This window comes from Aquibium pacificum (genome assembly GCF_040839445.1).
GTDB lineage: Bacteria > Pseudomonadota > Alphaproteobacteria > Rhizobiales > Rhizobiaceae > Aquibium > Aquibium pacificus.
Genome location: NZ_JBDPGJ010000001.1, coordinates 998,062 through 1,010,515, shown reverse-complemented (window position 1 = coordinate 1,010,515; position 12,454 = coordinate 998,062). Strand labels below are relative to the sequence as shown.

Here is a 12,454-nt window from a genome sequence, read left to right as displayed (position 1 = left end):
AATGAGCAAGGAACACATCGACGAGGTCTCCGGCGTCTCGACGACCGGTCACGAGTGGGATGGCATCAGGGAACTCAACAATCCGCTCCCCCGCTGGTGGGTGTGGACCTTCTACGCCACCATCGTGTGGGCGATCGGCTACATGATCTTCTATCCCGCCTGGCCGCTCATCAACTCGGCCACCACCGGCGTGCTCGGCTATTCGAGCCGCGCGGAAGTTCGCCAGGAACTCGAAGCGGCCGAATCTGCGCGGGGCGATTACGTGGCCGCCGTCCGCGCCTCCGACGTCAGCGAGATTCTGGCCGACGACAATCTGCGCCAGTTCGCTTCGGCTGCCGGCGCTGCGGCCTTCAAGGTCAACTGCATCCAGTGCCATGCGACGGGCGCGCAAGGGTCGCCGGGTTATCCTAACCTCAACGACGACGACTGGCTGTGGGGTGGCGACATAGAGGCGATCCACCAGACCATCGCCCACGGCGTCCGTTTCGCCGGCGACGACGAGACCCGCATCTCCGAGATGCCCGCCTTCGGCGACATCCTGGAGCCGGACCAGATCAGGCAGGCGGCGGCCTACGTGGTTTCGCTGACGGGCACGCCGTCCAACCCCGACCTGGCGGAAGCGGGCGCGACGGTTTTCGCGGAGAACTGCGCCGCCTGCCATGGCGACGATGCCAAGGGCCTGAAGGATTTCGGCGCACCGAGCCTCGCCGATCCGATCTGGCTCTACGGATCGACCGAGGCCGAAATCGCCGCCCAGATCCGCGCGCCGAAGCACGGGGTCATGCCCGCCTGGCAGACGCGTCTCGGCGAGACGACCGTCAAGGAACTAGCCGTCTACATCCACTCGCTGGGCGGCGGGGAGTAAAGGCCGGCGTTATCGCCGCAACCCTCGGATTCCTCGGAGAAGGATTGTAGAACCCGGCAGCGACGCCGGGTTCTGCTTTTTAGGATTCCCTCCGGAGAGGCTGCTAACCCTTGTCCGGCTCCGTATCTTCCCGGTCCAGCCGGTCGAGTATAGCGAGAGTGGCCGGAACGTCGGCCGTTGCAGCGTGCGCGCGAAACCGGGTTTCGGTATCGAACGATGCGATCGCCTCGTAGGCCATGCGCTCGACGAGCTTGTTCACGCTCATTCCCCGCGCCCTTGCAAGGCCTTTCAGCCGTTCGGCGGCGCCGTCCGGGAGTCGGATCGTCAGCTCATTTGAGGTGCTCCAGAAATTGGGCCAGCCCCATGATGCGCAGCTGGCGGAAGACCAGTTCGCCACGTGTGAAGTCCCTCAGATAATGGGTGACGATGGCGGAAGCATTGCCGGCGATAGCCAGTTCGATCAGATGATGACGTTGCTGTCGACATAGGCGCTACCGCCCATAGGCGTGGTCGCTGCGGATCGCATTTGATGCTGATCAAGGCTGCGGCAGCGTGGGCGTGGGAGAAGCCGGCCAAACAGGCTAGCTCAGAGTGCCCGCCGATGAACGTGACCGTGAAAAACCCGCCCTCCTCCGAGGCCGTCGAACGTCTCGATGCCGAGGCGGTCAATTCGGCGAAGATCCGCCAGCCGCTCTACGCGCCGCGCAAGAAGATCTTCCCCAAGCGCGCCAGCGGCAGTTTCCGTCGCTTCAAGTGGCTGATCATGGCCATCACGCTGGGCATCTACTATCTGACGCCGTGGCTTCGCTGGGACCGCGGTCCCCACGCGCCCGACCAGGCGGTGCTGATCGATCTCGCCAACCGGCGGTTCTATTTCTTCTTCATCGAGATCTGGCCGCAGGAATTCTTCTACGTCGCCGGCCTGCTCGTCATGGCCGGCATCGGCCTCTTCCTCGTCACCTCCACCGTCGGCCGGGCCTGGTGCGGCTACACCTGCCCGCAGACGGTCTGGGTCGACCTGTTCCTCGTGGTCGAGCGGGCGATCGAGGGCGACCGCAATGCCCGCATCAAGCTCGATGCCGGGCCATGGACGCTCGACAAGGTGGCCAAGCGAGTCTCCAAACATGCGATCTGGTTGGCGATCGCCGTGGCGACCGGGGGCGCATGGATCTTCTACTTCGCCGACGCACCGTCGCTGCTGATCGATTTTGCCACCGGCAATGCCGCGCCGATCGCCTACATCACGGTCGCGGTGCTTACGGCAACGACCTACACTTTCGGCGGACTCATGCGCGAGCAGGTCTGCACCTATATGTGCCCGTGGCCGCGCATCCAGGCGGCCATGCTCGACGAGCATTCGCTCACCGTCACCTACAACGACTGGCGCGGTGAACCGCGGTCGCGCCATGCCAAGAAGGCGGCCGCCGCGGGCGACGTCGTCGGCGATTGCGTCGATTGCAACGCGTGCGTGGCGGTCTGCCCCATGGGAATCGACATCCGCGACGGCCAGCAGCTCGAATGCATCACCTGCGCGCTCTGCATCGACGCCTGCGACAGCGTCATGGACAAGGTCGGCAAGGAGCGCGGCCTGATCTCCTACGCGACCCTCAACGACTACAATGCCAACATGGCGATCGCCACGGCCGGCGGAACGACCGCCATCGATCCCCGCCGGGTGCGCGACGGCGGCAAGCTCTCCGACAGGATCGCGCATTTCCACCTGCGCAAGATCTTCCGCCCCCGCACCTTCATCTATCTGGGAATCTGGACGATCGTCGGCCTTGCCCTCCTGACGGCGCTGCTGTCGCGCGACCGGCTCGAGGTCAACGTGCTGCACGACCGCAACCCGCAATTCGTGACGCTTTCGGACGGCTCGATCCGCAACGGCTATACCGTCAAGCTGCTCAACATGATCCCCGAGCCGCGTGTGATCTTCGTCTCGATCCAGGGGCTTCCCGGCGCGGTGATGACGGCGAACGGCATCGATCAGCCGGAGGGCCGTTCGCTGGCCATTCCGGTCGAGCCGGACAAGCTGCGGACGCTTAAATTCTTCGTGCGCCAGCCGGCGCGTCACGTCTCGCGCGAGACCCAGCACTTCCGCTTCGTCGTCGAGGACAAGGCAAGCTTCGAGACCGACGAGTACAAGGCCACGTTCAACGCACCGGAGAAGAGACGATGAACCAGCGCGGCAAGACGTCCGGCGAATTCACCGGCAGGCACATGCTCGTCATCATGCTGGCCTTCTTCGGGGTCATCATCGCCGTCAACCTGACCATGGCAAGCTTCGCCAATAGCAGCTGGTCGGGTCTCGTCGTGAAGAACTCCTATGTCGCAAGCCAGGAATTCAACGAGAAGGCGGCGGCGGGCCGGGCGCAGGCCGCGCTCGGATGGTCGGCCACTATGGCCTTTGCCAAGGGAGAGTTCATCTATTCGCTGGTCGACAAGGACGGCAAGCCCGTGCGGATCGACGGGGCCGTGGCGCAGTTCCGCCGCCCGATCACCGACGTCGAGGACCAGTCCGTGGCGCTGATGAAGACCGGCAGCGGAAGGGCCGCCGCCCCGATCTCCCTGCGCGACGGCGCATGGATCGTCGAGGTCGACGCGGACGCCGGGATGGCAACACCCTATCGCGACGTGCGTCGGGTGACGATCAGGGACGGCGTGCTGCAATGAGCTGCTGCGCCCCAGGTGTCGAAACCGCCGCCGAACTGGACAACGCCGGGAGCGCCGGCCCGTCCCGGGAGGAACTGCTGCTTTCCAGCCGCTCCGTGGGCGACGGACTGCGCCAGACCGACCTGTCTGTTCCGGGCGTCCACTGCGGCGCCTGCATCCACGCGATCGAGACGGCGCTGTCGAAACTCGATGGCGTCGAAAGCGCGCGGGTGAACCTGTCGGCGAAGCGCGTGTCGGTACGGTGGCGCGAGGACGCAATGCCGCCGATCGTGGAGTCGCTCAACCGGATCGGCTACGCAGCCCACCTCTTCGACGAACTCGCCGAGGGCAAGGACCGAGCACTCGCCGAACTGGTCCGCGCCACGGCAATCGCGGGCTTCGCCGCAGCCAACATCATGCTTTTGTCGGTGTCGGTCTGGTCCGGCGCGGAGGATGCGACGCGCGACCTGTTCCACTGGATCTCCGCACTGGTCGCCCTTCCCGCACTCTATTTCGCCGGCGGCATCTTCTACCGCTCGGCCTGGAACGCGCTGCGCCACGGCACCATGAACATGGACGTGCCGATCGCGCTTGGAGTCACGCTCGCCTATGCGCTCAGCCTCTACGACACCATCAATCACGGCCAGGAGGCCTATTTCGACGCCGCCGTCTCGCTGCTCTTCTTCCTCCTGATCGGCCGCACGCTCGACCATGTCATGCGCGACCGGGCACGTACGGCCGTCACCGGATTGGCTCGTCTCGCCCCGCGCGGCGCGATGCACCTGCGCGAGGACGGCAGCAGCGAATACATCCCGGTGACCGAGATCGAACCCGGCATGCGACTGCACATTGCGGCGGGGGAACGCATCCCCGTCGACGGCGTGGTCGCGGAAGGCGCATCTGACCTGGACTGCGCCCTGGTGACCGGCGAGAGCGCACCGCAAGATGCCGGTGTCGGCGAGGAGGTGCGCGCCGGCATGCTGAACCTGACCGGACCGCTGGTTCTGCGGGCGACCGCGCGTTCGCAGGATTCCTTCCTTGCCGAAATGATCCGCCTGATGGGCGTCGCAGAGGGCGGGCGCGCGCGCTACCGCCGGATCGCCGATCGGGCCTCCGCCCTCTACTCGCCCGTCGTCCACCTGACCGCGCTCGCCACCTTCGTCGCCTGGTTCGCCATCTCTGGCGATTTCCACCGGGCGACGACGATCGCGATCGCGGTGCTGATCATCACCTGCCCCTGCGCGCTGGGGCTCGCCGTTCCGATCGTCCAGGTCGTGGCCGCGCGCCGCCTCTTCGAGGAAGGCATCATGGTCAAGGATGGGTCTGCCATGGAGCGCCTAGCCGAAATCGACCATGTCGCCTTCGACAAGACCGGCACGCTGACGATGGGCAGATCCCGCCTGACCAATGCATCGGAAATTGGCTCGCAGGACATGGCTCTCGCGGCGAGCCTCGCGCAGCATTCCAGGCACCCGCTTTCGAAGGCGATTCTGGCGGCAGCCGGCCAGTGGTCGCCGGCAATGACGTTCGAGACGATCCGCGAGGTCCCGGGCTTCGGCGTCGAGGGCGTGTCGGGAGGAACCGTCTACCGCCTGGGCCGGGCCGGCTGGGCGCTATCCGGCGATCCCCGGAAGGACCACGAGGGCGAGACGATCCTTGCCCGCGACGGCACGAGGCTCGCGACGTTCCGGTTCGAGGACCAGGTCCGCACTGGCGCCGCCAGGGCGCTCTCGGAGCTGAAGCAGGCGGGATGTCCCGTCGAAATCCTGTCGGGCGACGCCCGGCCGGCCGTGGCCTCGCTTGCGGAACAGCTCGGCGTCGAGACGTTCGCAGGCGGCATGCTGCCTGCCGGCAAGGCGGAGCGGCTGAGGGACCTCGCGGACCAGCGACGAAAGACGCTGATGGTCGGAGACGGCCTAAACGATTCCCCTGCACTGGCCGCCGCGCATGTGTCGATGGCGCCGTCCACTGCCGCCGACATCGGCCGCAACGCCGCCGATTTCGTCTTCCTGCGCGACAGCCTGATGGCGGCCCCGCACGCGCTGGCGGTCTCGCGCAGGGCTGGACGGCTGATCCGGCAGAACCTGGGGCTCGCGATCGTCTATAACGCGGTGGCGGTGCCGGTGGCGATTCTCGGCCACGTCACGCCGCTGATCGCGGCGGTGGCGATGTCGGCCTCGTCCATCCTCGTGATCGCTAACGCCATGCGGCTGCATGGAGGAAGACCCGCAGAAGCGGAACGCGCAGTCGACGGGATGAAACTCGTGGCAGGCGCAGCATGACGGCCCTTATCTATCTCATTCCCGTGGCTCTGGCCTTGGGCGCGCTGGGTCTCGTCGCCTTCCTCTGGAGCCTCCGCAGCGGCCAGTACGATGATCTGGACGGAGCGGCCGAGCGGATCCTGGTCGACGACGAGGAACCCCCGGCACCGACGCACCGGCCATCCCGGTCCGCACGCAACTGATCCGCTGCACCTTCCACCATCTGGAACGATTCGCCGTCCCGGGCTCTTTCTCCCGCAGAAGAAGACGAGGAGCCAGGCAATGGACACGTACGCGAAGGGCACGAAGGTTTCGTGGCGGTGGGGCGCCCACACGGCGGAAGGCAGGATCTCGCGCCAGTTCACCCATGAAGTGAAACGGACCATCAAGGGAACCGAGGTGAAGCGGCACGCCTCGCAGGATGAGCCTGCCTATCTGATCGAGCAGGAAGACGGCGCGCGCGTGCTGAAGAGCCATTCCGAACTGCGCAAGCTCTCCTGATCAATCGCGAGACGCCATCCGTCTGACCAGACGTTCCGGGTGCAGCCGGTCAGGCCGGCGTCGCCCATCCTCCATCCGCGCGGCAGCGGACGTTGACTTTTGTCAATGCTCGTGACTAATGACAAGCGGGAGGGGGCACATGGCGTATCGTCCGGCAGAACAGATCGTCCACAAGGCCGCCTGGCTCTATTACACCCACGGCCTGCGCCAGGACGAGGTGGCCCAGCGGCTCAACATCTCGCGCGCCTCGGTCGCCCTGTATCTTCGGCGCGCGCGCGAGACGGGCGTCGTCAACATCGCCACCTCGACCCATCTCTTCCGCGAAGACATGCTCGCGCGGCGTCTGGAGGAGGTGTTCGGGCTCGATACCGTCTGGCTGGTCGGGCGCGAGGGCCTGATCGCCGATCCCGCCGCCGAGATCCCGCGCCTGGCGGCCAACGTCTTCGTCGACATGGTGCGCAATGGCGACCGAGTGGGGGTCGCCTGGGGCCGGACAGTCTATGCCATCGCCGATGCCATGTCCTACGCCGACCGCGAGGGCGTCACCGTGGTCGAGATGTGCGGAAATCTCGGATCGCCCTATTCCTACCGGCCGGACCAGTGCACGATGGAGATCGCGCGGCGCTTCAACGCTCGCGGCCTGAACTTTTACGCACCCCTGGTACTGAGCACCGAAGACCTCGCAGGCGACCTGCGCCGGGAACCGGTGATCCGCGAACAGCTCGACGGAATCGGCAGCTGCGACATGGCCCTCTTCAGCGTCGGGACGCTCGACGCGGACAGTCACGTCATCAAGTGCGGCGCGCTCGAACTGTCCGAGCTCGCGCGGCTTAAGGATCTGGGAGCGGCGGGGGTCATCGCCGGGCAGATCATCGACGCGGAGGGCCGCCTGCTCGACTGCGACTACAACCGGCGCGTCATTTCCGCGGACTTCGACGCCATCCGGGCGATCCCGCGCAGGCTGATGGTCGTCCAGGAAGACGAGAAGCTCGGTCCTCTCGAAGCGGCGATCAGGGGGCGCTTCTTCACCCACCTGATCGTGACCTCCACCGTCGGCGCCCGCCTGTTGGAACGCGCGGGCCAAGACCCCGCCGGCGCGACGGCCACCGAAGCGATCGCCTGACTGTACGGCCGCCGCACGCAATCAACATTCTTGGACCAAACGGGAAGACCATGCAGAACCTCTGGAACGACAGCGACGCCCGCAGACTCGTCGAGACCTACGCGGCCAAGGGCGTGTCGGAAGATCTGGCGCTGCGGGTCTACACGACGCGCCTCCTGGGCGGCGAACCGCGCCTTGTCCTGCACGGCGGCGGCAACACCTCGCTGAAGACGAAGGCAACCGACATCCTGGGCCAGGTGTGGGACGTGCTCTGCGTCAAGGGCAGCGGCTGGGACATGGGCGTGATCGAGCCGGCCGGCCTTCCGGCGGTGAAGCTCGATGCGCTGCTTGCGGCACGCAAGCTCGATGCGCTCGGCGACGAGGCGATGGTCGCCATGCAGCGCGCCAACCTGGTCGACCCCTACGCGCCGAATCCCTCGATCGAGACCCTGCTGCACGCCTTCCTGCCGCACAAATTCGTCGACCACACGCATTCGACGGCCATCCTGGCCCTGGTCGACCAGGAAGACAGCGAACCGATCTGCCGCGAGGTCTTCGGCAAGCGCATGGGGTTCGTACCCTACATCAAGCCCGGCTTTGATCTCGCCAAGGCGGCGGCCGACATCTACGATGCAGACCCCTCGGTGGAGGGGCTGATCCTCGACAAGCACGGCATCTTCACCTTCGCCGAGGATGCCCGCACCGCCTACGACCTGATGATCGAGTTCGTCACCATGGCGGAGGATCACGTGGCGAAGAAGGGCCGGACGCCGTTCCGGCCGGTGTCCCTGCCAGCCAGTATCGCGAGCCCGCGCGACATCGGGCCGTACCTGCGCGGCGCCATCGCGATCCCGGAAGGCGAAGGCCGGTTCGGCCGCATGGTGTCGGATTTCCGCACATCGCCGAAGATCCTCGACTACGTGAACGCCGGCAACGCGGAGGAACTGGCGACGCGCGGCGTCTCGACGCCGGACCTGTCGATCCGCATCAAGACCGGCCCGATGGTTCTGCCCGCGCCCGAGGCGGGAAAACTCGACGGCTATGGCGAGGTGGTGCGCGAGCGCGTCGCCGGCTTTGCTGCCCGCTACCGCGACTATTTCGACACCAACGATGCCCGCGACTCCGTCCCGCGCACCATGCTCGACACCATGCCGCGGCTCACCCTGGTACGCGGGCTCGGCCTCTTCGGCCACGGCCGCAGCATGAAGGAAGCCAGGATCGCTGCCGACGTGGGCGAGATGCTGGTCGAGGCGGTGACCGGCGCGGAGGCGATCGGCTCGTTCCATCCCCTGCCGCTGTCCGACCTCTTCGAACTTGAATACTGGTCGCTCGAACAGGCCAAGCTTGCCTCCAACAAGCCCAAGCCGCTGTCGGGCCAGGTCGTGCTCGTCACCGGCGGCGCCGGCGCGATTGGTGCCGCGACCGCCAAGACCTTCGCCGCGCAGGGCGCCCATGTGGTCGTGGTGGATCTCGACGCCGACCGGGCGAAGGAGACCGCACGCGCGGCCGGCAACGACGCGATCGGGGTGTGCGCCGACGTGACGGACCCCGCTGCCGTGCGCGCGGCGTTCGAACGGGCGACGGAAGTCTTCGGCGGCGTCGACATCGCGATCTCCAACGCCGGCGCTGCCTGGGAGGGCGGGATCGGCGAACTCGACGACGCGACGCTGCGCCGGAGCTTCGAGCTCAACTTCTTCGCCCACCAGCACGTGGCGCAGAACGCCGTGCGCATCTTCCGCATCCAGGGCACCGGCGGCGTGCTGCTCTTCAACACGTCCAAACAGGCGGTCAATCCCGGTCCGAATTTCGGCGCCTACGGCCTGCCCAAGGCCGCCACGCTCTTCCTGTCGCGGCAATACGCGCTTGAATACGGCAAGTTCGGCATCCGCTCCAATGCCGTCAACGCCGACCGCGTCCGCTCCGGACTCCTGACCGACGAGATGATCGCCAGCCGCTCCAAGGCGCGCGGGCTGTCGGAGAAGGACTACATGGGCGGCAACCTGCTCGGGCTGGAAGTGCGCGCCGAGGACGTGGCGCAGGCCTTCCTGCACCATGCGCTGGCCGAACGGACGACCGGCGACGTGACGACCGTGGATGGCGGCAACATCGCGGCTGCGTTGCGGTAAGGTGCGACGCGCCGCTACGCCAGATCCGTCCGGCTGAAGTCGTCGCCCTTGTAGAGCAGCGGCACGCCGAGGGAGCGTGCGCAGGCATAGGCGAAGCAGTCGCCGAAGTTGAGCGCGGCGGGGTGGCCGACGAGTTTGCCGAAGATCGATTGCGCATCGAGTGCCAGCGAGCCCACCTGCGGCGAAACCGGAACTTCCTCGATCTGCATGCGCGCGAGGAACGCATCGAGTACCTGACGGACAGCATCGAACGTCGCGGGGGTCGGTCTCAAAGCGGGTGGGGTTTGCTTGCGAGCGAGAGCCAGGACCACTTCGAAGCGAACCAGCGGGGAGATGAAGAGGCCGGTGGTGCTCTCCTCCAGCCCGGCGAAGATTTCCTCCCAGCCCTCCTCGACGCCGAGGATGGCGACGATCGCCGAGGCGTCGACAAACATCAGATGTCGCCCCACATTTCGTCCGTGAATCGCTTCATGTTGAAATCAGGGTCGCTCGGACCAAGCGCGGCGATCTTCTCCTGAAGCTCGGTGATCCCAGCCGCGCGCGTGCGCTGCCGCTTCACCCGCTCCAGTTCGTTCTCCAGGGCGACCCGGACCGCATCCTTCTTGGTGGTCGTCTTGAGTGCCTTCTGCAACTCGACCGCAAGGCTGTCGACGGCCTCGTCCCTGATGAACAGCGCCATGAGATATCTCCAGTGAGCACAGTATATATCTCGCGCACGGAGCGGTAAACGCCCGGTCTCCTCCGAACCGAAAAGGGCGGCCCTTTCGGACCGCCCTCCCCGTTCATGCAACTATCCGGCGCCTACTCGTTCGGGTTCGGCATCCAGTCCGGCATGGCCACGTCGGCATGGGCGAACTGCGGCAGCTTGGCCGAGAGTTCCTCCATGTTCTTGATATCCTGGTCGTTCAGGTCCGCCTGGGTGATCAGTGTCGGCGGCACGATCACGCTGGCGCCCGGTTCTTCACCGGCGAGCAGCATGGCGAGGGCGCGCACCGACACCTGGCCGACGACCGCAGGGTTGGTGGCGGCGGTGGCGACCCAGGCGCTGCCGGGTTCGCGCATGGCGGAGATGTCGGCGGTCGAGATGTCGGCGGAGTAGATCTTGATCGAGCTCGACAGGCCGGCCTCGTCGACGGCAATCTTCACGCCCTTGGCGAATTCGTCGTAGGGCGCGAACATAACCTGGATGTCCGGATTTGCCGTGACCACCGAGCGTGCCTGGTTGGCTACCGAGTTGGCGATCGGATTGTCGAGCGTGCCGAACATGGCCACTTCCTCGATACCCGGATACTTCGCCTTGAACTCGCGCCAGGTCTCGTCACGGCGGTCGAGCGGCGCGATGCCGGCGACGTAGACGTAGCCCGCCTTCCACGCTTCGCCATTGTCCTTGACGGCCTGTTCGAGAGCCAGGCGGGCAAGGTCACGGTCGGACTGCTCGATCTGCGGTATGGCCGGGTTCTCGACGTTGACGTCGAAGGCGACGACCTTGATGCCGGCATCCACCGCGCGCTGCGCGGCATCCTTCATGGATTCCGTCAGCCCGTGCTGGATGATGATGCCGTCGACGCCGAGCGCGATCGCCTGGTCCACCATGTCGGACTGGAGGGCGGCGTCCTGGCGGCTGTCGAGGACGCGCAGGTTGACGCCGAGCGCCTTGGCCTGGGCCTCCACGCCCGACAGATAGGCCTGGAAGAAGTCGCCGGTCGAGAGATAGCGCACCAGCGCGATCTCGACATCGCCCGGGTTGTCGAACGGCGCCGGCTTGTCCTGCGCCGCGGCGAGCGCCGGCCACAGCAGGGTGGCTCCCATGAAGCCGGCGGCGAGCCGCCCGAGGTGTCTACGCGAAATTCTCATGCTTTCCTCCACATTTTGATTTGGCATTTCCGGACATTCCCGCCCTAGCGGCCATTGCGGCCCAGGAGCGCGAAGGTGAACACGAGCGCGATGACCAGCACCGCGCCCTTGACGAAATCCTGCGTGTAGTAGGGCACGTTCATCATCGTCAGGCCCTGTAGCAGGATGCCCACGAAGAGCGCCCCGATGGCCGTGCCGAAGGCGTTCGGCTTGGCCGCACCCAGAACGGCAAAACCGATCAGCGCCGCGGCGACCGCGTCGAGCAGGAGATTGTTGCCGGACGCGATGTCGCCGCGCCCCAGCCGCGCGGCGAGCAGGATGCCGCCGATCGAGGCGAACACGCCGGAGATGACGTAGGCCCAGATCTTGTAGGCCTTGACCGGCGCGCCGGCGAATTCCGCCGCGCGCGCGTTCGAACCGACCGCGTACATCATGCGACCGAAGCGCGTGTATTCGAGGAAGAACCAGATCAGGATGGCCAGCACGATCAGCACCACCACCGATGCCGGCACGAGGTCCGCGATGAAGAAATCGAAGCGGTGGCGGCCGAGCGCCAGGAACTCGGCGCTGAAGGTGCCTTGCGCGGTCGACCCGTCCGGCAGCGTCATGCCGGCGGCGATCGAGCGGCCCTCGGTCGGGATGCGCTGGACGCCGATCAGGAGAAACATCATGCCGAGCGTGGCGAGCAGGTCCGGCACGCGCATGTAGCAGATGATGAGGCCGTTGATCAGGCCGACCAGCGCGCCGATCGCGAGACAGGCGAGCACCGCCACGAGCGCGTTCTGCTCCAGCACGACCATGACGTAGGCGGCCGCCATCATCGCCGACGTCGCGATGGAGCCAATCGACAGGTCGAAGCCCCCGACCACCAGCGTGGCGGTGACGCCGAGCGCCAGGATACCGGTGATCGACACGGATTGCAGGATGAAGACGGCGGCCTGCGGCGAAGCGAAACCGCGCGTGGCGAGCGAGAAGAAGACGACCAGCCCGAAGAGCAGCGCCAGGAAGCCGTAACGGATTGCCACCGAACGCAGCCCGAGGCGCGGCCGCGCCGCCACAGCGTCGCTCGTCTGCGTCATCGGGCGTTCCGCCA

The 12,454-nt window shown here is 66.4% G+C and carries 13 protein-coding genes; 8 read left to right on the top strand and 5 right to left on the bottom strand.

Going from position 1 to position 12,454, the window contains the following annotated elements:
• The first annotated feature begins 1 nt into the window (after window position 1).
• Window positions 2-865, top strand: a complete 864-nt coding sequence (ccoP, locus tag ABGN05_RS04900) for a cytochrome-c oxidase, cbb3-type subunit III (RefSeq protein ID WP_367952853.1) — start codon at window positions 2-4, stop codon at window positions 863-865.
• Window positions 866-968: 103 nt separating this feature from the next.
• Here ccoP and ABGN05_RS04895 read toward each other — a convergent pair whose 3' ends face one another.
• A complete protein-coding gene (locus ABGN05_RS04895; RefSeq protein ID WP_367952852.1) occupies window positions 969-1,262 on the bottom strand; it encodes a ribbon-helix-helix domain-containing protein in 294 nt (97 codons plus the stop codon).
• 204 nt (window positions 1,263-1,466) lie between these two features.
• Here ABGN05_RS04895 and ccoG point away from each other — a divergent pair, with 204 nt between their 5' ends.
• The 7 genes from ccoG to ABGN05_RS04860 all read left to right on the top strand — a co-directional run bounded on the left by ccoG (window position 1,467) and on the right by ABGN05_RS04860 (window position 9,507).
• On the top strand, window positions 1,467-3,044 hold the full coding sequence (gene ccoG, locus ABGN05_RS04890; protein WP_367953154.1) for a cytochrome c oxidase accessory protein CcoG: 1,578 nt from the start codon (window positions 1,467-1,469) through the stop codon (window positions 3,042-3,044).
• Complete coding sequence (locus ABGN05_RS04885; protein WP_367952851.1) at window positions 3,041-3,538, top strand: FixH family protein; 498 nt, start codon at window positions 3,041-3,043, stop codon at window positions 3,536-3,538. The genes ccoG and ABGN05_RS04885 overlap by 4 nt, the downstream gene beginning before the upstream one ends.
• The gene (locus ABGN05_RS04880) at window positions 3,535-5,799 is read left to right on the top strand and encodes a cation-translocating P-type ATPase (RefSeq protein WP_367952850.1); all 2,265 of its coding nucleotides are present in this window, start codon (window positions 3,535-3,537) and stop codon (window positions 5,797-5,799) included. Before ABGN05_RS04885 ends, ABGN05_RS04880 begins: the two co-directional genes overlap by 4 nt.
• The gene (gene ccoS / locus ABGN05_RS04875) at window positions 5,796-5,981 is read left to right on the top strand and encodes a cbb3-type cytochrome oxidase assembly protein CcoS (RefSeq protein ID WP_367952849.1); all 186 of its coding nucleotides are present in this window, start codon (window positions 5,796-5,798) and stop codon (window positions 5,979-5,981) included. The genes ABGN05_RS04880 and ccoS overlap by 4 nt, the downstream gene beginning before the upstream one ends.
• 79 nt (window positions 5,982-6,060) lie before the next feature.
• Window positions 6,061-6,279, top strand: coding sequence for a hypervirulence associated TUDOR domain-containing protein (locus ABGN05_RS04870; protein WP_367952848.1), 219 nt, complete (start codon window positions 6,061-6,063; stop codon window positions 6,277-6,279).
• A gap of 139 nt (window positions 6,280-6,418) precedes the next feature.
• Complete coding sequence (locus ABGN05_RS04865) at window positions 6,419-7,402, top strand: sugar-binding transcriptional regulator (RefSeq protein ID WP_367952847.1); 984 nt, start codon at window positions 6,419-6,421, stop codon at window positions 7,400-7,402.
• Between the two features lie 50 nt (window positions 7,403-7,452).
• On the top strand, window positions 7,453-9,507 hold the full coding sequence (locus ABGN05_RS04860; RefSeq protein ID WP_367952846.1) for a bifunctional aldolase/short-chain dehydrogenase: 2,055 nt from the start codon (window positions 7,453-7,455) through the stop codon (window positions 9,505-9,507).
• Between the two features lie 14 nt (window positions 9,508-9,521).
• Here the strand turns inward: ABGN05_RS04860 and ABGN05_RS04855 are convergent, their stop codons facing one another.
• From ABGN05_RS04855 to ABGN05_RS04840, 4 genes are all read right to left on the bottom strand, one after another.
• A complete protein-coding gene (locus tag ABGN05_RS04855; protein WP_367952845.1) occupies window positions 9,522-9,941 on the bottom strand; it encodes a type II toxin-antitoxin system VapC family toxin in 420 nt (139 codons plus the stop codon).
• Entirely contained in the window at window positions 9,941-10,186 is a 246-nt protein-coding gene (locus ABGN05_RS04850; RefSeq protein WP_367952844.1) for a type II toxin-antitoxin system VapB family antitoxin, read from the bottom strand. The genes ABGN05_RS04855 and ABGN05_RS04850 overlap by 1 nt, the downstream gene beginning before the upstream one ends.
• Before the next feature lie 122 nt (window positions 10,187-10,308).
• Entirely contained in the window at window positions 10,309-11,361 is a 1,053-nt protein-coding gene (locus ABGN05_RS04845) for a substrate-binding domain-containing protein (RefSeq protein WP_367952843.1), read from the bottom strand.
• 44 nt (window positions 11,362-11,405) lie between these two features.
• Window positions 11,406-12,440, bottom strand: coding sequence for an ABC transporter permease (locus ABGN05_RS04840; RefSeq protein WP_367953153.1), 1,035 nt, complete (start codon window positions 12,438-12,440; stop codon window positions 11,406-11,408).
• Window positions 12,441-12,454 lie beyond the last annotated feature (14 nt).

Bases quoted from the DNA above. Each gene is read 5' to 3' on its own strand.
- ccoP (WP_367952853.1), top strand. From the start codon at position 2: ATGAGCAAGGAACACATCGACGAGGTCTCCGGCGTCTCGACGACCGGT.
- ccoG (WP_367953154.1), top strand. From the start codon at position 1,467: ATGAACGTGACCGTGAAAAACCCGCCCTCCTCCGAGGCCGTCGAACGT.
- ABGN05_RS04885 (WP_367952851.1), top strand. From the start codon at position 3,041: ATGAACCAGCGCGGCAAGACGTCCGGCGAATTCACCGGCAGGCACATG.
- ABGN05_RS04880 (WP_367952850.1), top strand. From the start codon at position 3,535: ATGAGCTGCTGCGCCCCAGGTGTCGAAACCGCCGCCGAACTGGACAAC.
- ccoS (WP_367952849.1), top strand. From the start codon at position 5,796: ATGACGGCCCTTATCTATCTCATTCCCGTGGCTCTGGCCTTGGGCGCG.
- ABGN05_RS04870 (WP_367952848.1), top strand. From the start codon at position 6,061: ATGGACACGTACGCGAAGGGCACGAAGGTTTCGTGGCGGTGGGGCGCC.
- ABGN05_RS04865 (WP_367952847.1), top strand. From the start codon at position 6,419: ATGGCGTATCGTCCGGCAGAACAGATCGTCCACAAGGCCGCCTGGCTC.
- ABGN05_RS04860 (WP_367952846.1), top strand. From the start codon at position 7,453: ATGCAGAACCTCTGGAACGACAGCGACGCCCGCAGACTCGTCGAGACC.
- ABGN05_RS04855 (WP_367952845.1), bottom strand. From the start codon at position 9,941: ATGTTTGTCGACGCCTCGGCGATCGTCGCCATCCTCGGCGTCGAGGAG.
- ABGN05_RS04850 (WP_367952844.1), bottom strand. From the start codon at position 10,186: ATGGCGCTGTTCATCAGGGACGAGGCCGTCGACAGCCTTGCGGTCGAG.
- ABGN05_RS04845 (WP_367952843.1), bottom strand. From the start codon at position 11,361: ATGAGAATTTCGCGTAGACACCTCGGGCGGCTCGCCGCCGGCTTCATG.
- ABGN05_RS04840 (WP_367953153.1), bottom strand. From the start codon at position 12,440: ATGACGCAGACGAGCGACGCTGTGGCGGCGCGGCCGCGCCTCGGGCTG.